The 21,909-nt window shown below is 56.2% G+C and carries 22 protein-coding genes; 21 read left to right on the top strand and 1 reads right to left on the bottom strand.

The features are described 5' to 3' along the window. From HS103_03655 to HS103_03565, 19 genes are all read left to right on the top strand, one after another. Positions 1-1,029, top strand: coding sequence for a hypothetical protein (locus tag HS103_03655; protein ID MBE7511898.1), 1,029 nt, complete (start codon positions 1-3; stop codon positions 1,027-1,029). 131 nt (positions 1,030-1,160) lie between these two features. Further along, on the top strand, positions 1,161-2,348 hold the full coding sequence (locus HS103_03650) for a hypothetical protein (protein MBE7511897.1): 1,188 nt from the start codon (positions 1,161-1,163) through the stop codon (positions 2,346-2,348). 11 nt (positions 2,349-2,359) lie between these two features. Next, on the top strand, positions 2,360-3,643 hold the full coding sequence (locus tag HS103_03645; GenBank protein MBE7511896.1) for a hypothetical protein: 1,284 nt from the start codon (positions 2,360-2,362) through the stop codon (positions 3,641-3,643). Between the two features lie 254 nt (positions 3,644-3,897). Further along, entirely contained in the window at positions 3,898-4,527 is a 630-nt protein-coding gene (locus HS103_03640; GenBank protein ID MBE7511895.1) for a hypothetical protein, read from the top strand. A gap of 124 nt (positions 4,528-4,651) precedes the next feature. Continuing rightward, the gene (locus HS103_03635; GenBank protein ID MBE7511894.1) at positions 4,652-5,272 is read left to right on the top strand and encodes a heme-copper oxidase subunit III; all 621 of its coding nucleotides are present in this window, start codon (positions 4,652-4,654) and stop codon (positions 5,270-5,272) included. Between the two features lie 20 nt (positions 5,273-5,292). Next, complete coding sequence (locus HS103_03630) at positions 5,293-5,601, top strand: cytochrome C oxidase subunit IV family protein (GenBank protein MBE7511893.1); 309 nt, start codon at positions 5,293-5,295, stop codon at positions 5,599-5,601. 3 nt (positions 5,602-5,604) lie between these two features. Then, on the top strand, positions 5,605-6,486 hold the full coding sequence (locus HS103_03625) for a metallophosphoesterase (protein ID MBE7511892.1): 882 nt from the start codon (positions 5,605-5,607) through the stop codon (positions 6,484-6,486). A 19-nt stretch (positions 6,487-6,505) separates the two neighbouring features. Continuing rightward, complete coding sequence (locus HS103_03620; GenBank protein MBE7511891.1) at positions 6,506-6,997, top strand: ClbS/DfsB family four-helix bundle protein; 492 nt, start codon at positions 6,506-6,508, stop codon at positions 6,995-6,997. 287 nt (positions 6,998-7,284) lie between these two features. Continuing rightward, on the top strand, positions 7,285-8,655 hold the full coding sequence (gene ftsZ / locus HS103_03615) for a cell division protein FtsZ (GenBank protein ID MBE7511890.1): 1,371 nt from the start codon (positions 7,285-7,287) through the stop codon (positions 8,653-8,655). A 20-nt stretch (positions 8,656-8,675) separates the two neighbouring features. Further along, positions 8,676-9,383 carry a 6-phosphogluconolactonase gene (pgl, locus tag HS103_03610; protein MBE7511889.1) on the top strand — a complete coding sequence of 236 codons (708 nt, stop codon included), beginning with the start codon at positions 8,676-8,678 and terminating at the stop codon, positions 9,381-9,383. A gap of 43 nt (positions 9,384-9,426) precedes the next feature. Then, complete coding sequence (locus tag HS103_03605) at positions 9,427-9,780, top strand: histidine triad nucleotide-binding protein (protein ID MBE7511888.1); 354 nt, start codon at positions 9,427-9,429, stop codon at positions 9,778-9,780. A 135-nt stretch (positions 9,781-9,915) separates the two neighbouring features. After that, entirely contained in the window at positions 9,916-10,362 is a 447-nt protein-coding gene (locus HS103_03600) for a GatB/YqeY domain-containing protein (GenBank protein MBE7511887.1), read from the top strand. A gap of 38 nt (positions 10,363-10,400) precedes the next feature. Beyond that, positions 10,401-12,536: an HDIG domain-containing protein gene (locus HS103_03595; protein ID MBE7511886.1), complete on the top strand. Its 2,136-nt coding sequence runs from the start codon at positions 10,401-10,403 to the stop codon at positions 12,534-12,536. After that, positions 12,533-13,069 (top strand): rRNA maturation RNase YbeY, encoded by a 537-nt coding sequence (ybeY, locus tag HS103_03590; GenBank protein ID MBE7511885.1) that lies wholly within the window; start codon positions 12,533-12,535, stop codon positions 13,067-13,069. Before HS103_03595 ends, ybeY begins: the two co-directional genes overlap by 4 nt. Before the next feature lie 64 nt (positions 13,070-13,133). After that, a complete protein-coding gene (locus tag HS103_03585) occupies positions 13,134-13,943 on the top strand; it encodes a DUF1295 domain-containing protein (protein ID MBE7511884.1) in 810 nt (269 codons plus the stop codon). 162 nt (positions 13,944-14,105) lie between these two features. Next, entirely contained in the window at positions 14,106-15,680 is a 1,575-nt protein-coding gene (locus HS103_03580) for a Ppx/GppA family phosphatase (GenBank protein MBE7511883.1), read from the top strand. A gap of 5 nt (positions 15,681-15,685) precedes the next feature. Further along, positions 15,686-16,300 carry a class IV adenylate cyclase gene (locus HS103_03575; protein MBE7511882.1) on the top strand — a complete coding sequence of 205 codons (615 nt, stop codon included), beginning with the start codon at positions 15,686-15,688 and terminating at the stop codon, positions 16,298-16,300. A gap of 20 nt (positions 16,301-16,320) precedes the next feature. Beyond that, positions 16,321-17,997 carry a methylmalonyl-CoA mutase family protein gene (locus tag HS103_03570; GenBank protein ID MBE7511881.1) on the top strand — a complete coding sequence of 559 codons (1,677 nt, stop codon included), beginning with the start codon at positions 16,321-16,323 and terminating at the stop codon, positions 17,995-17,997. After that, complete coding sequence (locus HS103_03565) at positions 17,984-18,454, top strand: class I SAM-dependent methyltransferase (GenBank protein ID MBE7511880.1); 471 nt, start codon at positions 17,984-17,986, stop codon at positions 18,452-18,454. The genes HS103_03570 and HS103_03565 overlap by 14 nt, the downstream gene beginning before the upstream one ends. A 49-nt stretch (positions 18,455-18,503) precedes the next feature. On the opposite strand, the gene HS103_03560 is transcribed toward HS103_03565, so the two are convergent. After that, positions 18,504-18,788, bottom strand: a complete 285-nt coding sequence (locus tag HS103_03560; GenBank protein ID MBE7511879.1) for a hypothetical protein — start codon at positions 18,786-18,788, stop codon at positions 18,504-18,506. 504 nt (positions 18,789-19,292) lie between these two features. Between HS103_03560 and HS103_03555 the strand changes: the two genes are divergently transcribed. Both HS103_03555 and HS103_03550 read left to right on the top strand, forming a co-directional pair. Further along, a complete protein-coding gene (locus HS103_03555; GenBank protein MBE7511878.1) occupies positions 19,293-20,273 on the top strand; it encodes a hypothetical protein in 981 nt (326 codons plus the stop codon). Between the two features lie 117 nt (positions 20,274-20,390). Continuing rightward, entirely contained in the window at positions 20,391-21,908 is a 1,518-nt protein-coding gene (locus HS103_03550) for an AAA family ATPase (protein ID MBE7511877.1), read from the top strand. The last annotated feature ends 1 nt before the right edge of the window (position 21,909 follow it).

Here is a 21,909-nt window from a genome sequence, read left to right as displayed (position 1 = left end):
ATGACCGATCTAACGGATCAACACATTGGCACGCCGCCGCCCCTTTTCGCCGCCAGCCTGCTCTACCTGATCGCCTTTGTGGGGACGGCAAGCCTCGTGATCGGGTTGGGACAGGGCATTGAAAGCGGATTGGTGCGGTTTGTCGCCGCCCTCATCTTTGCCGGAGGGGGGACGGTTTTGGCACTGGCATTGAGCCAAACAGCCCTCGCGACGATTCTAGGGCGCGGGCTGCACCTTTGGCAGTTTGTTTGGTGTATTGGGATCGGGGTGCTGTTATGGCTGCCGGCGACATGGATTCTCTATGTTGCCACCTATGGGTTAACGGTGGGTGTTGGCGCGTTAGCCACTCCGCAGCCGCTCACCGATGCGGCGCGTCCTGCCATTGTCGCCCTTCAATTAGGGGTGATTGTCCCACTGTGTCAGGGCATATTCATGTGGGGCTTTTTTCAGTCAGCAGCGGGGCGTTTAGGGCGTGGACGTGGGGCTATCCTAGCCGCCTTCCTCTTTGGTCTGTTTGGTCTGGTGGCAACAGAATTCGGCATGGCAGCCATCCCCGCGTGGTGGCTGGTGGGCGGGTTCGCCGCCTATACCAGCTATGCCACTCGCTCAGCGTGGGGGGGAATTGCCCTCGCTGGAGGGTGGGGAGCAGTACGCCCCTTGATCGAACGGACGCAAGCTGAATTTGATCTGTTCTACTGGTTGGGGGGAGAACGCCAAAACGATCCTGGGCAGCTTTTTGAGGGGCGCTGGCTGCTGGCAGCGGCTTTTTTGGGGTTTCTCGCCTTCGCCGCCCTTCAGGTGATTCGCGTGCTAAACAGTCCCGATATTGGCTCACAGACGACCTCGGCAAAAAATCCCCCCCAAAAATCAGTATGGTGGCTTCCCCTAGCGGCGGCGTTCGTCTTCACCATCTTCCTCGGCTATGGTGAGATCAGCCTGCGGGCGCTGAACAACTTACGACCCCAACCGATTCCAGATGGCACCACAACAATCCCACCCCTTGCCCCAACGGAGGCACCCCCTCCATAGTCTCTGACTCTAACTGCCCTCTGACTCTCCCCTTTTGCAACGGCTTTGAGATGCGTTCGAGCTTACATAAGCTATAATGAAAGGGAGTGTTCCCCAAAACATTAGGCTTAGGCAAGGATATGTAGAACGCCATGCCCCAATTAAACCCGCGAATCATCGTTGTTGACGCCAGACAGAACCTGCATCAGATCGTGCGTGCCGCGATGGAACTTATGGGGAGGCGTCCGCGTCTGATCGAAACCTATACAGGCGATGATGCCCTCTCTGAGCTCAAAATCAGTTCACCAGATATTTTGATCACCGCACAAGGCATTGCGGGGACGATGAACGGCGCGATGGTGGCAATCACCGCCAAACGAGAACTCGCCGCCTTGCCGATCATCGTGGTTGCCGATGAAGATGATCCTGAACTGGATGAGGAAGATCGCGCCGGGGCGATGTTTGCCTATTTACGGCGCCCCTTTGCCCCGGAATTATTCATCCGCGAACTACGGGTTGCCCTTGACGGACCCGAAGCGGTGACCAAAGAAACAAAGCCCGAAGAAATTATCCCCGTCCCTGGCTTGAACGATGAACCGATCAAGCCTGTGATGCTCCGCCTCATGCGCGATGTTGGGGCGATGGCTATTGTCCTTGCAGATCGCAACGGGAAGGTGCTTACCTATGCGGGGGCAGCCGGCTATTTTGATCGTGATCTACTTGCCGAAGCGCTTGCGCCGGGCTTTGGTAGCACAATGAAAATGCTCCCCATCGTTGGCGAACAGCCCCGTGTGTTGAAATTCTATGAGGGCGAGCGATCTGTGTTGTTTGGATTGGCGGTGGGGTTGCACCATTACCTCGCCCTCGTCTTTGAGGGGAATGCCCCTGCCAGCGCCTTAGGGAATGTCAAACGCTATGGGTTTACTGCGGTGAACGACATGCTAAAGGTGATTGGGCAGGTTGCCTTTGACCCGCGTCCGTCGATTCCCACCCCGCAGGCAGCCCCCGCCGAAATGCCGAAGCGCCGCCGAACCATGACTCAAGAAGTTCCCGCCGTGCGTGCTGAACCCCCTCCACCAAGCCGCGCCAGCGATTCGCGGGAGGTGCGCAAACATGTTGAGCCAGAGCGCCCCCCCCGGCGTGGGCGTGCCGCCGAGCCGCCCGCGCCCGAAATTAACATGGATATGTCCCTCTTTGACCAACTCGATCAGATCGATCTTGATCAGGCGGATGCCCTTTTTGACCCGGATCGTATTGGGGCAGAGGGGTTAGGAAACTCAGATACGATCTCTTTTGATGATGCCATGTTGCAGGGAATCATCGGTGATATTGAAGATTAGGAAGAGGCACGATGAGTCAGCTTGATTTCCTTGTCCAACAAGCAGTGGCGGCGCTGAAGGCGAGTAAACGCCAAGAAGCACGGCGTATCTTGGAACATGTGGTAGAGCAAGATGAACGCCATGAACAGGCGTGGTTGTGGTTGAGCGGCTGTGTGGAAACAATTGATGAGCAGATCATCTGCCTTCAGAACGTCCTCACCGTGAACCCGGGTAACCAAAAAGCACGCAAAGGGATTGAGACACTCCAAGCCCAAAAAGCAGCAAAGAACCCCCCGCCAAAATCCCCCTCTGCCACCCCAACCAGTATGGATTGGGGCGGTGGCGGTATTCCAGCAGCGGGCAGCGGAAAGCACGTTCAGCAGCCGACGGATGCCGAATATGACGATTGGTTGGCAAGTTTGCCGATTGGCAGTGGGTCAGGCGGCGGGAACGTTTTTGCCAGCGATTACAGCAGCACAGCCGGACCATTTTCGGCAGCGCCCGCCGCTGAACCAAACGATCCCTACGGCGGCTATCAAGACTATGGGGCGACCACATCCCCAACGACAAGCAGCACAGGCAGCTACGATCCCTATAATTACGATTCCTACGATTACAGTCAATCGCCAACCCCTAGCAGCGACTATTCTCCCTATGGCGCAGGGACGGTAGAAACCTATGACTATAGTGCCAGCACGGGGTATGATGAGAGCTATCAGTCTGGAATTGGCAGCAATGCGCCCGCCGGATCGTCAGGGTATGCCTCGCCGCCGCCCTCTGCTGCACCAAACCCCTTTGATTCGTTTTCGATGAGTGGAAATTTCGATAGTGCGGCTGCACCGCCGCCAGCCGCCCCCTACGACGCTGGCTACCTAAGCAGCTACGAAACGCCAGTCCAGAGCTATGATTCCTCTGGAGGATACGATAGCGCCGGGAGCTATGCCACCTATGAAACCGAGGGCTACGATCAACCTGCCGCTGACCCTGAACCTGCTTATGGGATAGGGAATACGAACAATTTTGATTTCTCTGGGGGGTTGACCATGTTCGACCCTGATGATTTGGGCGATATTGCCCCTAGTTATGATCCTGTTCGCGCCGGCATTGTCAGTGGTGGGGCAACGATTACCAGCGGGGGAAACCCAAGTGCAGCGGCAAGCCTCTCCGCAACAACAGATCGGCGGTTTGCCATGATCCCTGAGGAAATCACTTTTGGGGGCGGAAAAACGGACATAAAGACACTGGGCATCGTTGGCGTCCTTGCCCTTCTAAATGTCATATCCCTACTTGTATTGCTCTCGAATGTGGGAAGCTAGGGTGTCTTGACCTTTGGGGGTTCAGAACCCCTGTCCCCGTAGGCAGGGAAAGGGGGAGAGAGTCTCTCTCCTTGTTTACGGGGTGGGGATTAGGGGTTCCAAGCCTCGCAGGGGTGACTACTCCTAGCCCGCTGCTTTAGCGGCGGGCGCTCACGGCGGCGATGGGCGCAGTGCCTTGCGCCCCTACGGGAATTATACTGTCAACACAACCTAGAAATCGCTTATCGCTTTAGTGTTTTAACAGGGGGCATACCGTGTTCTCAGGGGCATCAGCGAACAAATCTGTCACAGAAGCGAAATCCCTGATCGACCAAATTCAGGCGAAAATGCGCCGTATTGCCGATGAATTTGCGGCAGGCGACATCAACCGCGAACAGTTTTACAGCATTTATGAGCATTACCAAATGCAACTGAACCTTGCCAGCGCCATGTTGGAGGAGGTTGAAGCTGGCGGGTTGCCGAATGCCTCTAGTATGGAGACCATCGCCCTCCGCAAAAAATTGACGGGGATTGCCCAAGCCGCAGCGGTGTACCTCTACAACGATCCGCAGCCGTTGGAAACACTAGGCGAATACATCCTCAACCCGGAGTCTGTCCTCCCTGCCATTCGGGTTATGTTTGCTGCCTTAGAGAAGGGCGATTCGCCCGATTTTCAGATCAGACAAATGCCGACGGCGTGGGCGCTTATTGTGCCGGGGCGGTTGAGCGTTGTCGTTATGCTTTTCAGCCATGAGCCTGTTGTCAGGCAAATTGCCTTTGTTCAACATATGCACCGCGATTTTGAGACGGCAAACGAAGCAGCCTTGCGCAGTGGCGATGTAAAAGCAGCAAAACTTGTCTTTCCTTTTGCCAGTTTTGTCAAAAAAAGCGTCTCCCGCCGCTAGGCAAAGGAGGGCTGAGCGGGGCGCTCTTTCCTTGACAACAAGACTGTTTATGATTACTATCGCCTCAGTTTTTGACGTGTAAAATCTGTAAAATAACATAACGCGCAGCACACGAAGGATTACCATGCAGCAAGAGACGGCTCTCCCAGCAGCGGCGGCACACGCCGAGGCACACGCCCACGCCGATCATCATGAGGTTGCACCCTTTAGCAAAGATAACAGCAAGTTAGCCATGTGGCTGTTTCTTGCCTCAGAGGTCATGTTTTTCACCGTCTTGATCGCCACCTACGTTTGGGCGCGGGGGACACATCCCGAAGAACACGCGCTGTTGAATATCCCCCTAACCAGCCTGAACAGTTTTGTCCTCTTGGCTAGCAGCTATTTTGTGGCGCGGGCGCAAGGGGCGCTTCACAATGGGAACATTGTCAAGTTTCAGCGCAGCCTTGTCCTCAATTTGCTAGCGGGCATCGCCTTTTTCCTGATCATGATGGTCGAATATTCTCATCTGACCCATGAGGGCGTGACGCTCAACAGCGGACCGTTCGGCTTTGCCTTCTTCACCCTCACCGGCTTCCACGCCACCCACGTCTTGATCGGCTTGGGGTGGCTGTTCATCGTCTTGAACAAAGGGCTGAACGGCGTTTACACGAAGGATAACAGCTTCGGCGTCGAATACTACGGGCTGTACTGGCACTTTGTCGATGTCGTCTGGATTTTCATTTTCACCATAGTTTACTTGCTCTGAGGATCAGAGGATCACGCCACATGGAACACACCACGCAGTCTGATCACGCCGATCACACCCATAACGAACGGCACGCCAGCGAAGGGACGTATTTCGTCATCTTTGGGGCGTTGGCGGCGCTTACCATTGCCGAACTGCTCGTCATTTACCTGCCCGGTCTGCGCTATCCGCTCCTTATTGGGCTGATGTTCACAAAGGCATGGTTGGTCGTTGAATACTTCATGCACTTGCGTTACGACAACAAATTGTTTCGGATTGCCTTTCTCCTTCCCATTGTGGCGGGAGCGCTGATGACCATCCTCCTCACCCCACTGAGTATCCATCCCTAGCCAATGCGTAAACGATGCACCCTCACCCTCTTGTTGATCGTTGTTGCCTTTGCCCATCTCGGCACGGCATATCCGGCGCACGCTCAAGACGCTGTTCTTCTTGTGGCGGGCGATATTGCCGCCTGTGTCTATGAATCGGACGAAGCAACAGCAAAACTCATTGATAAGTCTGAGGGGTTGATCCTCACCCTCGGTGATAATGTCCAAACACGCGGCGCGATGACGGAATATATCAACTGCTTTGAGCCAACATGGGGACGCCACAAAGATCGTATTCGCCCTGTGCCGGGGAATCATGATTGGGTGCCTGATGGGGGCGCTGCCTATTTTGAATACTTTGGCGCCGCGGCGGGGGAAGCGGAGAAGGGCTGGTACAGTTTCAATTATGGGGCGTGGCACATCGTCGCCCTGAACAGCATGGTCGATGCCAGCAGCCGCTCGGAGCAGATGGAATGGCTGCGCAACGATCTTGCCGCCAACCCTGCGGAGTGCATCCTCGCCTACTTTCACCACCCTGTTTTCAGCAGCGGGGCGGGCGGTTTAACCTCACGGATGAAAACTGCCTTTCGCATCCTCTATACGGCAGGGGTGGATGTGATCCTGAGTGGGGATGCCCACCATTACGAACGCTTTGCCCCCATGGACTCGGCAAAGAACCTTGATCCCAAGCACGGGATACGCCAATTTGTGGTGGGGACAGGCGGCGGCTATCTAACACGCCTGAACACGAAATGGCGGGCGACAGAAGCACGCAGCAACGAAAATCACGGTATTCTGCGCCTCGTCCTCTCCCCGGGCAGCTATTCGTGGGAGTTTATCCCAGTGGAAGGCGGCAGTTTTACCGATTCCGGCAGCGCCTCGTGTGTTAGCCCCTATTCTGGGTGATGGAGAAAGCCATACGGCAATGAGTGACCTAGCCGACCACGAACACCTGATTCAGGGCTTAACGCACGCGCACCAAACGATCAAAATGCTTGTCGATGCCATTGCCCCCAAAGCGTCTATCCTTTACCCAGGGAGGTCGATCAAGGAATTTCTTGCCCATCTCACCGGATGGGATGAAGCAGGGATCGCCTGTATCCGCGCTTACCTCGATAAGCGTGTGGCAGGCGTCCCCGCCTACCGGGGCTTGAATTTCTACAATGCCCAATCCGTCACCGAACGGGAGGCGCTCTCTTATGAGCAGGTCTATCGGGAATGGGAATTGGCGCGGGAGCAGTTGAAAGCCACCCTTCAGACTGTCTCGAGCGAGAACCTGCACACCGCAATCCTTTCACCATGGGGATCGCAAACGACGATAGCCGCGATGATCCAAATCCTGATCGATCATGCCGATGAACATGAGGGCGATCTGAAGAAGATGATCTCGCCAACGTCTGACACCTCTACCTCCTAACGCACCTCTTGACGCCCTTCAGTGACGGCAGGGTTGCCAATCTCCCCTGATAACGCCCCTTTCTATCAAGAGGACATGCCCTCTTTGTTGGGTTGTATCTTGTTTGAATTCGGTAGGACTTTCGTACTAGTGTTGCAGAAATCGTTTCACTTTTCATTTTTCCGGCGTACAATACAAACCAACTCATGGGACTATTCGTCAAAGTCCTTATCTCGGACTGCGCCCTGCGGTGACGCGCCTAGAAAACACCACATCGGGGGGCGATGGCGTTGAAGGAGAACTCTCTTATGGACGGTCTGCCGCTGGAAAACAATTTTGCTGTGATTAAGGTCGTTGGGGTCGGTGGGGGGGGTAGTAACGCCGTAAATCGGATGATTGAAGAAGGCTTGGGCGGCGTCGATTTTATCGCCGTGAACACCGATAGCCAAGCGCTCAACCTTGCCCAAGCCCGCACGCGCATTCGTATTGGCGAAAAACTGACACGCGGTCTTGGCGCGGGTGGCAATCCAGAGATCGGGCGAAAAGCGGCGGAAGAATCCGCTGACGAACTCTACGAGGCGCTGCGTGGGGCGGATATGGTCTTTATCACCAGCGGGATGGGTGGGGGGACAGGGACGGGCGCTGCGCCCGTTGTGGCACAGGTTGCCAAAGAACTTGGCGCATTAACCATTGGCGTGGTCACCCGTCCGTTTACCTTTGAGGGCGCACGGCGCAATCAGTCTGCCGAATCTGGCATTGAAGACCTCAAAAGTATGGTCGATACGCTCATTGTGATCCCCAATGATCGTCTCCTGCAAATTATGGACAAGAAAACTCCGCTTAACGAGGCATTCCGCATTGCCGATGATGTCTTGCGGCAAGGGATTCAGGGCATTTCCGAGGTGATCACCGTCCCGGGCTTGATCAACCTTGACTTTGCCGATGTGCGCACAATCATGAGCGAAGGCGGGGCAGCACTCATGGCGGTTGGCACAGCCTCTGGCGATGACCGCGCCCGGAAAGCCGCTGAACTTGCGGTGAGCAGCAGCCTGCTTGATGTGACCATTGACGGCGCACGGGGTATTTTGTTCAATGTGACAGGCGGACCCGATATGAGCCTCTTTGAGGTGAACGAAGCCGCCGCGATCATCCGCGAAACAGCGCACCCCGATGTTCAATTGATCTTTGGGGCGGTGATTGACCCGAACATGCGTGATCACGTCCGTATCACCGTCATTGCGACGGGCTTTGAGCGGCAATCGCCCCTCAGCAGCCGCCCCGTCCAAAAGCCCGCCGCGACGGATTGGCGCGGGAATGCCTCCCTGCCTAGCCGTCAAGATGCTGCCAATGCGCCACGCTCTGCCGTGCCGGGAATTCGCCAGACGGGAACGCAGCCGCAGCCAGTGGAATACCAATACCGCGAACCGGCACGCATCGAACCCGCCCCCCGTGAAAGCTACCGCGAGCAACCCCCCCCCCCTGTTCGGGAGGGGCGCGAGACACGCGAAACACAGCGGGAGACACGCGAAATGCGTGAAGAACCAACCCGCGAAGCCCCCAAAGCACGCGAGACCCGCCCGCCCGCCCGTGAACGTGATAAAGATAGCGGGGCAAAAGACACTTACGCCGGCGATGATCTGGACATTCCCACCTTCTTGCGTAAGGATCGCCGGGGTTAACGCCCGTGAGCGCCCGCCACATCCAGATCACCCGTGATGCCGCAGACCTTGCATGGACGGCGGCATCGGAATTTATCCGCATTGGGCGAGAAGCAATCGCTGAGCGAGGCACGTTTCATGTCGCACTCTCTGGCGGTGGGACGCCCATCCCCATGTATGCCCTGCTTGCCCTCCCCGAATGGCGCACCCGCCTCGCTTGGGACAAAGTGCATATCTATTGGGGCGACGAGCGCTGCGTGCCACCAGATGCCTCCTCAAGCAACTATGGTACAGCGAAAAATGCCCTTCTAGAGCGCCTTGATCTTCCCGCCGCCAATATTCACCGCATTCACGGCGAACTTCCCCCAGAGGAAGGGGCGGAACACTATGTGCGGGTCGTTGGCGGGGTGATTTTCGATCTGATCCTCTTGGGGATGGGCGATGATGGGCATACCGCCTCGCTTTTTCCGGGGTCGCCGCTCCTCTTTGAAGCCGCACGCTTGGTTGCCCCCGTCTATGTCGAGCATCTAAACTCGTGGCGTGTCACCCTCACCCCTCCGGCGATTAATGCCGGAAAGGTGGTAATGTTCCTTGTCAGTGGGGTGGGAAAAGCGGAACGCCTCTATGAGGTACTCTATGGTGAGGACGCGCCGGAACGCCTTCCCGCACAACTTATCAAGGCGGGGCGCGTCATCTGGTTGGTGGATCAGGAAGCGGCGGGGAAGTTGCCAATCGAAAGCCCCCCATGACGTGATACAATTAGGCGTGTGAATGGTTTTGGCATGAGAAAGGATGCTCGGCGTGGACAACTGCATTTTCTGTAAAATCGTCCGGAGCGAGATGCCGGCGACCCTTCTCTATGAAGACTCTGAAATCATTGCTTTTCGGGATATTTATCCTGCTGCACCAACACACATCCAAGTGATTCCCCGCCAACACATCCAGAGTGCCGACGACGCCGACGAAACGAACGCCGCGCTCTTTGGAAAACTGATCGTTGTGGCGGCGAAAATTGCCAAAGAACAAGGCTTTGCTGGAGATGGCTATCGTCTTATAACGAATGTGGGGACGAACGGCGGACAGCATGTTCCCCACGTCCATATCCATATCTTGGCGGGTCGCCGCTTAAGCTGGCCTCCCGGATAACGGTCATTTCAATACCACCGTTTTCTTGCCTCGTTGTCCCTCGCTTTGTTAGTGAGGCAAACAGAGACGGCAAGGTTTTCCCCTTCACATGATGTGGAGTGAGGGATGGTAGATCTAAATCGATAGAAAGTAGTTATGCACCCGAAAGACAAACTGACCGAAGATTTGAAAGTAGCGATGAAAGCGGGCGATGTACCCCGCCGCGAAGCGCTGCGGATGCTCACCAGCGCGATTAAACAGATTGAGGTGGACACCCGAAAAACGCTGACCGAGGACGAACTGTATACGCTCCTTCAGAAGGAAGCCAAAAAACGCCGCGAGAGCGTTGCCGAAGCAGAAAAACTAGGGCGCAGCGATATTGCCGAAAAAGAGCAGTATGAAGTGACGCTTATTGAATCGTACTTGCCGCAGCAGCTAACGCGGGAGGAAATTGAGATCGAAGTGCGTAAGGCGGTTGCCGAAGCCGGCGTCACTGATGCGAAAGGCATGGGCAGTGTGATGAAAATCCTCAGCCCACGTCTTAAGGGGCGGGCTGATGGGAAACTGGTGAACGAGGTGGTCAAAGCCGTCTTGAACGGTTAAGGCTGCCCCGAACAGAACGATTGTAGAAAGCGTTACCCATGTTTGCCGACCAAACCGTCAGCTTACGGCGGATCAACACCGTGATTCTTGCCGCTGCTTTTTTGCTCAGCGCGGTGCTGATTGTCGCCTCCCCCGCCTTGATTCCAACAGCGGGGGCAGGGTCAGCCGCCGGACAGGTTGCCCCTAGCGATATTACCGCCCCTATCAGTCTGACCTACGAAAGCCAAGTTCTCACCGCGCTTGCCCGCAAAAATGCCGCAGATACGGTGGCGCGGGTCTACGATCCGCCTAACCCGGGCGTCCTGCGTGAGCAAGTCCAATATACGCGCAAACTTTTGGATGAGATCAATACGACTCGTCTCAGCAGTGATATTTCCCTTGATCTCGGTGTGATTCAACTTTTGAGGAACACCCTTGTCCCTCTTACCGAGACAGATTATCGGGCGCTGCTGGCGCTTTCCGATACGGCATGGACGGTTGTTGATGCCCAAGTGATGACGATCTTAGAGCGCGTCATGCGCAATGAGATTCGGGAAGATGGCGTCACGGCTGTGGTGAACAACCTTCCCAACTTGATCAGTTTTTCCGTCCCCCAAGAGCATACAGACCTCATTGTGAAGGTGGTTGCCGCGCTCATTCGTCCCAACACGTTCTACAACGAAGAACGTATGGCTGCGGCCAAAACGAAGGCAGCCGACGCCGTAAAGCCGGTCACGCGCAGCTTTGTCGCCGGGCAAATTGTCGTCCGGGCAGGGACCATTGTCAGCGAAGCCGATATGGAGGCGCTCACCCAGTTGGGCTTGCTGCGCCCCGATGATCAACGGGTGCGTATTTTTGGGGCGGCGATCCTCTCTGTCTTTTTGCTCTACATCCTGATGTTGAAATACATCAACATTTTTCACCAAGAATTGGTGAACGACCAACCCCGCATGGCACTGATCGGGATTCTATTCTTGATCTTTCTTGCCGGAGGACGGTTGTTTAATGGCGATGCGGGTATTTTAAACCATCTTTATCCGGCGGCAGCCTTCACCCTGATTGTTGCTGCGTTTGTCGAACTCCCCATTGCGGCGGCGCTGACGGCAGCGTTGGCGGCGATGATGGGTGTGATCAGCGGCGGATCGCTAGAGTACGCGGCATTGGTGGCGGGGGGCGGTGGGGCAGGGTTGTTGGCGCTGCGCCACAAAGAACACCTCAGCGCCTATTTTGGGGCAGGGGTGACCATTGCCGTTGTCAATGTGTCGCTGACCTTGCTCTTTGGGTTGTTAGGGCGCAATGCCGATGTCTCGCGGACCTTGGCGCTTCTTCCCGCCTCGCTGCTCAGCGGGGTTCTCTCTGCGGGCTTGGGTCTGGTGGGGCTGTATCTCGTCAGCAATATGCTTAACTTACCCACCGGCGTGAAGTTGATTGAACTGTCCCAACCAAACCAACCCTTGCTCCAGCGCCTTCTGCGTGAAGCGCCGGGGACATACCAACACAGCCTCCAAGTGGCAAACCTTGCCGAACTTGCCGCCGAACGCATTGAGGCAAATGCCCCCTTAGTGCGTATCGGAGCGCTTTATCATGACATTGGAAAACTGGTTGCCCCGCCCTTCTTTGTCGAAAATCAGGCGGAAGGGGCGGTGAACCCCCATGACCGCCTAAAACCAGAGGAAAGCGCCCGAATCATCATCAACCATGTCATTGACGGGGTCAAAATGGCGCGGAAACATCACCTTCCGCAAGCCATTGTCGATTTTATCGCCCAGCATCACGGAACGACCCAAGTGATCTACTTTTACAATAAGGCACTCCAAGAGATGGGCGGTGACGAAACAAAGGTGCGGGCGGAGCGTTTTTCCTATCCGGGCCCGCGCCCACAAACCCGCGAAGCTGCGATCATGATGCTTGCCGATGCCAGTGAGACCATTGTCCGTTCGCGCCGCTGTCACGACAAAGACGAGATCGAGCGCGTCATTGCCGATCTGATTCACACGCGCCTCACCTGTGGGCAGTTGGAAGATTCCGGCTTAACGGTGAAAGACTTGCGGATTATTCAGGAAGTGTTCGTCAGCAGCCTACAAGGGATGTTCCACCCCCGCATCATGTACCCCACCGTGACGAAAAACACAACCCAAGAGATGCGGGCAGTCCCCCTTCTCTCGGCGGCAGCAACAGACGAGGCAATGCCGTGAGCGACCTCAACAACGTTGGGCAGACGGCAGAGGGCTACATCATCGACATTCAAGATGAATTCGGCGCTTCCGATCTCCCGCTGGATAGGATGCAGGCGGCGATGATTGACGTTCTTACCCGTCACAACGCGCCTAAAGGAACGATGATCACGGTGATCGTTATGGGCGATGAGGGCGTGCGTGACCTGAACCGCCAATATCGGGATGTCGATGCGCCGACGGATGTTCTTTCTTTTCCTGCCGAACCGCTCCCCCAAGAATTGCAAACGGCTATCACGGAGGCGGGTGAGGACGACGCCCTTTACTTGGGCGATCTGATCCTTGCCTATCCCTACACGGCGTCACAAGCCGCCGCCGAAGGGCATGATCGTGCCGATGAGTTCGTCCTGTTGGTGATTCATGGGACGCTGCACCTGTTGGGATACGATCACGATAGCCGCGAACGCCAAACAGCCATGTGGGATCAACAGCGCCTCGCCTTGCGTGCGGCGGGGATCGCCTTTGATGTGTCAGAGTTTCCACTTGACGATTGACTGCCTCTAAGGATAGGGCAGCGAGGGGCGTTTTCCCTATAATTTCCTATAGGAGAAACGGACCATGACCTTCCTTGAACTCTACCTACTCACCTTCCCGATCCTCCTCATCTTCCTCAGCCTGATGTGGGTGATCAGTGTCTTTCTGAAAGATGTGAGCATCATCGATCTTGTTTGGGGGATGACCTTTGTGGTGGCGGCGTGGGCGCATTACGCCCTAACGCCCGGCGGCTATGGCGGGCGAAAGCTGCTGATCACGGCGATGTTCACCCTCTGGGGTTTCCGCCTCTCGTTTTACCTCACATGGCGCAAGATCGTCCAGCACAGGGGCGAAGACTACCGCTATGCCCGGATGCGCGAGGGCGTTGGCAAGCGCTATTGGTTGGTCAGCCTGTTCAGTGTTTTTTGGTCACAAGGGGTGGTAGCGGGCATCCTCTCTGGCGTCTCCGCTGCCGCGCAGTACAGCCCCCTACCCGCCGCAATCACCCTCTTTGACCTTGCCGGAGCGCTGTTATGGGGGGTTGGCTTCTATTTTGAGTCCGTCAGCGACCTTCAGCTTGCCCGTTTCAAGAACGACCCCGCCAATAAGGGAAAGGTGCTGAACAGCGGCTTATGGGGGCTTTCCCGCCACCCGAATTATTTCGGGAATTCAGCCATGTGGTGGGGCTATTGGTTGGTTGCCGTGAGTGTCCCCTTTGGGCTGCTCACCGTTTTTGCCCCCATCCTCATGACATGGCTTCTGCTGCGCGTCTCTGGGGTTGCCATGTTGGAGCGGGACATCAAAGACCGTCGTCCCGAATACGCCGACTATATCCGCACCGTTCCAGCTTTTGCGCCACGCCTGTTTAATCCCTTTGCTTGGCGAAAAGGCTGAGTCCAAGGGGAATACAAACGCATCCCTTGAAGGTCTTTGCGGGCGTCGTTATAATCGCTTTCTTCTTGTAGCCTAGTGAGCGAGGGTGGTTAGCCCGCACTTCTTATAAGGAGGCTGATTGTCCCGCAATCAGCAAGGGTACAGAAAGAAATAGGAACACCCATGCTCAAATCACTTGACCACCTTCGCCTCACCCCTGAGAGCCTCAACAACCCCAAAAAGGTCGCCATTATTGACGTGGGATCGAACAGCTTTCGGCTGATTGTGATCACCTACCAACCGCATCATTATTTCAAAGTGACCGATGAAGTGCGGGAAAACGTCCGTTTGGTGCATGGTTTGGGGGCAACGGGGAAACTTTCCGCTCCGGCGATGGATCATGCCGTAGAGGTGATGCAGTTATACCGTTCCTTCTGCGACTCCCAAAAAATTACGGATATCGTTGCCGCCGCCACCAGCGCCGTGCGTGATGCCGCCAACCAAGCGGAATTTTTACGGCGCGTGGAGGACGAGTCGGGCATCACCGTGCGCGTTCTCAGCGAGGCAGAGGAAGCCTACTATGGCTATGTTGCCGCTGAAAACAGCACCATTCTCGAAAACGGCTTTGTCATTGACCTCGGCGGGGGAAGTTTGGAAGTAACGCGGGTGGAAAATCGGCGCAGCGTGCGGGCGGTTTCGTTCCCGCTTGGGGCGGTGCGTATGACCGAAGATTGGCTGCCCAACGCCCCGCCGGGCAAAGAAGCTTTGAACACCTTGCGCAATCATGTGCGGAAACACCTCGATACGATCAGCGCGTGGTTTAAGCACGAAAAAGGCTTTCGCCTTGTTGGGCAGGGCGGCTCGCTGCGGAATGCCGGACGGCTTGTTCAGAAAATGAAGGGCTATCCCCTTGATGAACTGCACGGGTATATCGTCCAGCGCGATGATTTCCAGCGCATGGTGAAGAAGATGGAATCGCTGACGATCTCCGAACGGCGGGGCATACCCGGAATGAAGGCAGACCGCGCCGATATTGCCCTCGGTGGGGCGTTGGTTGTTGATGAATGTCTCCGTTTTTCCGACTCCCCGCAGATGATCGTATGCAGTCAGGGCGTCCGCGAAGGGCTGTTTTATGAACGCTTTTTGGAAGGTGAATCCCCATCCCTGTTCGAGAATGTTCGCCAAGCAAGCGTCATGAATATGGCGCATTTGTATGCTTTTCAAGCCGAGCATGGCGACCATGTGGCAGCGCTGGCGCTCTCCTTGTTCGACCAAGTGGCGCGGCTAACCGAAGACCCCCTCATGACAGCGGCGGAACGGGAACTGCTATGGGCAGCCTGTATGCTGCACGATATTGGGATGAACATTGATTACAACGATCATCATCGGCATAGTTACTACCTCATTCTGAATTCGGGCTTGCCCGGCTATTCCCATCGGGAACTTGCCCTCATCGCCCTCGCCACCCTTTACCACCGCAAGGGAAAACCAAGCACGGGCGAACTGAGCGGCGTTTTGGAAACAGACGATGATCGCCGTCTGCTGAAGATCACCGCCTGCCTGCGCCTTGCCGAGCAGTTGGATCGCAGCCGTGATGGGGCAGTACGTGAAGTGAAGCTGCGAATGCGTAATGACGCTGCCCATTTGGATATTTATGCCAACCACGATGTTGCTGTCTCTGTATGGGCGGCAGAACAGCACGCCGATGTCTTTGAAGCCGCCTTTGGCAGCCACCTCGAAATACGGCGGGGAGGGTGATCATCATGGATAAGCATACCGAAACCGAGGTAAAACTGCGCGTTCCTGACCTTGCGCTCATCGCCAAACGCTTAGAGGGAATCGGCGCAACCCTGAAAACACCCCGTGTCTACGAGCGCAATATCCACTACGATGATCCAGCCCAAACGCTGACCGGAAGTGGGCGTGTGCTGCGCCTGCGGCAAGATAACGCCGCCCGGCTAACATACAAAGAACCAGCCGCTCTCGGCGCTTACGGCAGCACCACCCGCACCGAAATTGAGATCGGCGTTGATGATTTTGAGGCGGCGGATATGCTCTTGCAGCGTATTGGATTCACTCCGACGTGGGTCTATGAAAAGTACCGCACCACCTACACCCTTGATGGCTGCGAAGTTGTTCTGGATGAGCTTCCCATTGGGACGTTCGTTGAGATCGAAGGTGAGCCAGAGGCGATTAGACGGTGCTTGGTAGCGTTGGGCTTGGATCGCCTCCCCACCATCAAAGAGAGCTACTCGGCACTCTTTCATAAGCTGAAACAGGATCATAATCTGCCGATCCGTGACCTGACCTTTGATAATTTCAGAGACATAGATAGTGAAAAAGGGTTATTTCCGTTCACGCCAGATGAAAAAGAATAGCATTCATAGGATTTACGATTATGACGACGAAAACGCCCCCAACCCTTCACGATGCGCGTGCCGAATGGGAAGGGAAAACGCTCCAACCGACCCTTGCCAAATCGCCTGAACGCGCCGAAGCGTTTGTCACCTCCTCTGGCATTCCTGTAGAGCGGCTCTACCTTCCCACCGCCGCAGACGACATGATCTACAACCAAAAATTAGGCTTCCCCGGTGAGTACCCCTATACACGAGGAATCCAACCGACGATGTACCGCTCGCGCTTTTGGACAATGCGCCAATATGCGGGGTACGCCACCGCCGAAGAATCAAACGCCCGCTATCGGTTTTTGCTGGCGCAGGGGCAAAGCGGGCTGTCGGTTGCCTTTGATCTCCCCACCCAGATTGGCTACGATGCTGATGATCCGATGGCGTTGGGGGAGGTGGGCAAGGTCGGGGTGAGCATCGCCACGATTCACGATATGGCGCAGCTTTTCGACCAAATCCCTCTCGATCAGGTCAGCACTTCCATGACGATCAACGCGCCAGCGACGATTCTGCTCGCCCTCTATATCGCCGTCGGGAAGCGGCAGGGCGTCCCCGCCAACAAACTACGGGGGACGGTGCAGAACGATATTTTGAAGGAATACATTGCACGGGGGACGTATATTTTCCCGCCTGCGCCCTCGATGCGCTTGATCACCGACTTGTTCGCCTATTGCAAAGATCATGTCCCCCATTGGAATACGATCAGCATCAGCGGCTACCATATTCGGGAGGCGGGCAGTACCGCCGCGCAGGAAGTTGCCTTCACCCTAGCGAACGCCATTGCCTACGTCCAAGCGGCGCTTGAGGCGGGGATGGCGGTGGATGATTTCGCTCCGCAGCTATCCTTCTTCTTCAACGCCCACAACCAATTTTTTGAGGAAGTCGCCAAGTTTCGGGCGGCACGGCGCTTGTGGGCGGGGATTATGCGCGAACGGTTTGGGGCGAAGAATCCAAAATCGTGGCAGCTTCGCTTCCATACCCAAACGGGCGGCAGCACACTGACCGCCCAACAGCCCGTGAACAATGTCGCCCGCGTCACGATTCAGGCGCTCTCGGCTGTTCTCGGCGGGACGCAAAGCCTGCACACGAACAGCCTTGACGAGGCGCTGGCGCTCCCCACCGAATCAGCCGTACAGGTGGCGCTGCGTACCCAACAAATCATCGCCTATGAAAGCGGCGCTGCCGACACCGTAGACCCGCTTGCTGGCAGCTACTATGTGGAATCGCTGACGGATGCCCTAGAAACCCGCGCCCGTGAGTACATCGCCCAGATTGATGCGATGGGCGGGGCGCTCAGGGCGATAGAGCGCGGCTTTGTGCAGAGGGAAATCCAAGATGCCGCCTATGCCTATCAACGGGCGGTGGAACACGGTGAACAGGTGATCGTTGGCGTGAACAAGTTTGCCCTCAACGAAGAAGCGCCGATTGCCACCCTTCATGTAGACCCAGGCATAGAGGCAAACCAGCGGGCGCGTTTGGCAGACCTCCGGGCGCGGCGGGATAACGGCAAGGTGAGCGAGATTCTAAGTCAGATTGAAACGGCGGCACGGGGACGGGAAGCCCTTATGCCGCTCTTTGTAGAGGCAGTGGAGCGCGAGGCAACACTAGGGGAAATATGCCGCGTGCTGCGCGATGTTTTCGGTGAATACCGCCCAGATGTCTCGGTTTAAGGCAGCCCTCAGCGCACTCCCCGCGCCGGCAACTGTTCTAGACGTGGGCTGCGGGGCGTGCCACACGAGGGATATTCTTCACGCTTTATGGCAAGATGCCACCCTGATTGGCGTCGATGCTGACCCCACCGAACTTCCTCGCCAGCCCTTGCTGCAAACGATGATTCTCTGTGCCGATGTGTGCGCTCTCCCCTTTTGTGATCCGTTTGATATGGTGCTTTGCCGTCACCCTGATCTGGATCGTCACAGAACGGTTTGGGCAGCTTTTTTTCAGAATGTAAGACGGTGGGCGCGGCAGACCGTTCTCGTCACAACCTACACCCTCCCCGAATTTGAGGCATTGTCTAAATGGGTGGGGAAGCCCCTTGCGGGTTGGCAAGAGGTGGGGATGGCGAATCTCCCTCCGGCGGGCATTGATGGGCGCGATGCGTGGGTTGGGGCGTGGGTGGTGGCGTAGCCCAGAAAGCCGAAAGGCGCACCAGGATACGCCACCAGCGTGTTTATCCCTATTTGGGAAAGGGTTCAACCACCCGTATCGGATGGATGAGGGAGTCTTCGGCAGCTGGCAGATCATCTCCAATAGGATCATCCTCGCTATCTACCACAGAGGGTAAATCGGGGTCGCTGATGGTCGTATTGCAGTTGGGGCAGCTCCACAGAATGATGATTTCTGGTAAGCCAAATTTGGCAGCGATCTCTGGTGGCCACTTTTGTTCACCAAGAAAGGTAAAATTGCCAAGATGCTGACAGGTTGGGCATACAGCATGTTTCACCTTGTTTTTTGCAGACACCCGCGCCCTCCCCATCTTTTTGTTTTGATTTGTGTGAAAAAGTTGGAAATGCATCACGAAAATTTCACAAACTTTTCACGAATTTTACACGATAAGTCAGTTAAGAAGTTGAAAAGATTTGTCAAGGAACGAAACGAATTGACTCCCCAAAGGGCTAGGGGGTGAGGTTGTGCGGGCGCATGTCAAAGCCCACATGCCGAAAATAGGCTTTCGTCCTCCCTGTTTTCAGTGGGCGCGGGGTTAAAACGCCCGCGCTAAGGCTGATCACCCCATTGGGGCTTAAAGACAAAATCTCCAACCCCCCATGCCAAAATCGATGGATTTTGTCTTTCCCTGTTTTCAGCCCCGCCCTTTAGGGTGGGGTGAGTTACCCATAACCCATCCCCTTTAGGGGCGGGCGATTCAACGCACTCCCTCCCAATGACCCCGAAACTTGTGATAGAATCATGAGTTAGGTATCGTGAACGTCTGACATATCGGTTCGATGACGTGTGAGGGTCGTGTATGTCCCTACCAGAAGTTCGTGCCTTTTTGCCCATCGATTTGCCGCTCATTCACCGCCTGACGCTGCGTGGGGTGAGTCTTGACTCGCAAACCGCCCTAACGCGAGGCGTCCAAACGATGGAAGGGGCGCTGCGGAGTGTGTTCTCTTTTAGCGATCTAGGAACACCAACGTTCGTCCTACGCGATGGCGACAGTGGTTATATCGCCCAATTTCGCCACCGCATCGGTGAGCCAAACGCCCATATCGTCTTTATTGCGCCGGGCGTTGATCAAACAGACATGCCGCATGGCGAGGAAGCCTGGGCGCGGTTGATTCAGGCGATGATTGTTGGCGCGGGGCGGCGTGGGGCGTTCACCCTCACCGCCGAAGTCAGCGAAGATAACGATGCCTGTATGCTCCTACGGCGGGCAGGCTTTGCCTCCTATGTGCGGCAGGTGATCTGGCAGCGGCTGCCACAGCCCATCCCTGATTCGCCGCGCTTGTTATGTCCGGCAACAGAATTGGACGCGGTGAGCATCAGCAGCCTGTATTACCAAAGTGTGCCGCATATCGTCCGGCAGGTAGAAGGTATGCCCGATCCTCGGCACGGGTGGGTCTTGGAACGAGATGGACGAATCATGGCGTATGTCACTAGCCAAAAAGGAAATTTTGGCGCGTATGTAACCCTTTTGATTCATCCAGAGGTGGGGATTGAACTTGCCGAAGATGTCATTGCCGCAGCGGTGGCGCTCATCCCCCGCGCCGATAAATTGCCAGTGTACTTGTGTCTAAGGCGCTACCAGGAATGGTTGTTCACCGCCGCTGAGCAGTGTGGCTTTACGCCCTATGCCGCCCAAGCAGTTATGGGCAAACATATTGCCCGCCGGATTGAAGATTGTGTCTCCCGTCCGGTGAAGCCGCTGGAGGTAGCGGGGCTGCGCCTACCGAAGATTGCCGAATTCGTCCCTATTCAGCGCGACTGGCGTCAGCGCGGGGCGTGAGGGTATTTCGCGCCCTCCACCCTCATCCAGCCCCCTATGGAGTCGCTCTGCATGGGGCGTTAGCGTACCGTAAAACGCCCATTTTCTAACCTTACACCGTTTAGGAGATTCCCCTTCTTGGAATATCGTATTACTGACGACTTGGAAAAGCTAAAGACCGTTCTCCCCACCTACCTTGTTGATGCGCTTGAACATCATGGGCATGAAGACGACCTGATTGAGGTGATCCTTGATCTGGGGCGTGTTCCGACGGCACGTTATGTGGATGGCGAGCGCCCCTTAGACAGCCGTGAAATTGCTGCCGATGATATTCACTACATCGTCACCAAGATTGGCGCGTTTGATGGCGATAACCGTGCTGGCATGGAGCGTACCCTTCATCGCATTTCGGCAATCCGCAACCGGCGCGGGGATATTGTTGGGCTAACCTGCCGGATTGGGCGGGCAGTCTATGGCACGATTGAGATTATTCAGGACATGATTGAGAGTGAGCAAAGCGTTCTCATGCTTGGCTCGCCCGGCGTGGGCAAAACAACCATGCTCCGCGAAGCGGCGCGTGTCCTTGCCGAGGCGCGGCGGGTGATCATTGTGGATACCAGCAATGAGATTGGCGGGGATGGCGATGTGCCACACCCGGCAGTAGGACGCGCCCGACGGATGCAAGTGCCACAGCCCTCCCTTCAGCATGAGGTCATGATCGAGGCGGTGGAAAACCACAACCCCGAAGTGATCATCATCGATGAGATCGGGCGGGCGCTGGAGGCGGATGCTGCCCGGACGATTGCCGAGCGCGGTGTTCAACTCATTGGCACGGCGCACGGGCAAACCCTTGATAACCTGATGAACAACCCCACGCTCTCCGACCTCATCGGTGGGATCAAAGCCGTCACCCTTTCCGATGAGGAAGCACGCCGTCGGGGGACACAAAAGACCGTCCTCGAACGCGCTGCGCCGCCCACCTTTGATGTCCTCATCGAACTACAAAACCGAGATCGCCTCGTCATTCATGAGGATGTGGCGGCGGCGGTGGATGGCTTGCTGCGTGGGCGTCCGCTGCCAACGGAAATACGCTACCGAAATGCTGAGGGCGAGGTTATTATCGAGCAGCACGCCCCCCCTCGCTATGACGCCAACCCCCGTGATAATGGGCGGCGAAGCGGGCAGGGCGACCCGCGTGATCCCCGCGAGGTGCGGGAAATTCCCCGCCGAAACGAACGTGGGGAGCGCCCTGAGCCAAAAACGCACAGCACCGAGGGTGAACACAAGCCGGGCGAACTTCAACCCGTGCGCGTCTATGCTTATGGCGTCGCCCGCAACCGCTTGGCGCAAGCTGCCCGTCGGATGCGCGTCCCCTTGATCATCGTGGAAGACCTGACCGACATAGGGGCGATTATCACTCTGAAAAACTACTACCGCCGCCGCCCCAAGCTGATTGTCGATGCCGAACGGCGCGGGGTGGGCATTTACGTGCTGCGGGCGAATACCGTCTCCCAGATGGAAGATTTCATCAGCGATCTCTTTCATCTCAACCTTGCTGAGTCGTCCGCCGGAAATGGGGAAAATGGCGAACCCTACCTGACCGATGAGGATGATCGGCGGCGGCGCGAAAACCGTCCCCCCTCACCCAAGCGTTAAA

Source organism: Anaerolineales bacterium, from assembly GCA_015075625.1.
In the GTDB taxonomy this organism is placed as follows: Bacteria; Chloroflexota; Anaerolineae; order Aggregatilineales; family UBA2796; genus UBA2796.
The sequence above is the reverse complement of the archived record's forward strand: the minus strand, read 5'-3'. Positions and strand labels throughout refer to the sequence as shown.

Coding starts and splice junctions, on each gene's coding strand:
- ftsZ (MBE7511890.1), top strand. CDS start 7,285: ATGGACGGTCTGCCGCTGGAAAACAATTTTGCTGTGATTAAGGTCGTT.
- HS103_03630 (MBE7511893.1), top strand. CDS start 5,293: ATGGAACACACCACGCAGTCTGATCACGCCGATCACACCCATAACGAA.
- HS103_03625 (MBE7511892.1), top strand. CDS start 5,605: ATGCGTAAACGATGCACCCTCACCCTCTTGTTGATCGTTGTTGCCTTT.
- HS103_03575 (MBE7511882.1), top strand. CDS start 15,686: ATGGATAAGCATACCGAAACCGAGGTAAAACTGCGCGTTCCTGACCTT.
- HS103_03595 (MBE7511886.1), top strand. CDS start 10,401: ATGTTTGCCGACCAAACCGTCAGCTTACGGCGGATCAACACCGTGATT.
- HS103_03655 (MBE7511898.1), top strand. CDS start 1: ATGACCGATCTAACGGATCAACACATTGGCACGCCGCCGCCCCTTTTC.
- HS103_03635 (MBE7511894.1), top strand. CDS start 4,652: ATGCAGCAAGAGACGGCTCTCCCAGCAGCGGCGGCACACGCCGAGGCA.
- HS103_03605 (MBE7511888.1), top strand. CDS start 9,427: ATGCTCGGCGTGGACAACTGCATTTTCTGTAAAATCGTCCGGAGCGAG.
- HS103_03650 (MBE7511897.1), top strand. CDS start 1,161: ATGCCCCAATTAAACCCGCGAATCATCGTTGTTGACGCCAGACAGAAC.
- HS103_03585 (MBE7511884.1), top strand. CDS start 13,134: ATGACCTTCCTTGAACTCTACCTACTCACCTTCCCGATCCTCCTCATC.
- HS103_03555 (MBE7511878.1), top strand. CDS start 19,293: ATGTCCCTACCAGAAGTTCGTGCCTTTTTGCCCATCGATTTGCCGCTC.
- HS103_03570 (MBE7511881.1), top strand. CDS start 16,321: ATGACGACGAAAACGCCCCCAACCCTTCACGATGCGCGTGCCGAATGG.
- HS103_03620 (MBE7511891.1), top strand. CDS start 6,506: ATGAGTGACCTAGCCGACCACGAACACCTGATTCAGGGCTTAACGCAC.
- HS103_03600 (MBE7511887.1), top strand. CDS start 9,916: ATGCACCCGAAAGACAAACTGACCGAAGATTTGAAAGTAGCGATGAAA.
- HS103_03580 (MBE7511883.1), top strand. CDS start 14,106: ATGCTCAAATCACTTGACCACCTTCGCCTCACCCCTGAGAGCCTCAAC.
- HS103_03565 (MBE7511880.1), top strand. CDS start 17,984: ATGTCTCGGTTTAAGGCAGCCCTCAGCGCACTCCCCGCGCCGGCAACT.
- HS103_03645 (MBE7511896.1), top strand. CDS start 2,360: ATGAGTCAGCTTGATTTCCTTGTCCAACAAGCAGTGGCGGCGCTGAAG.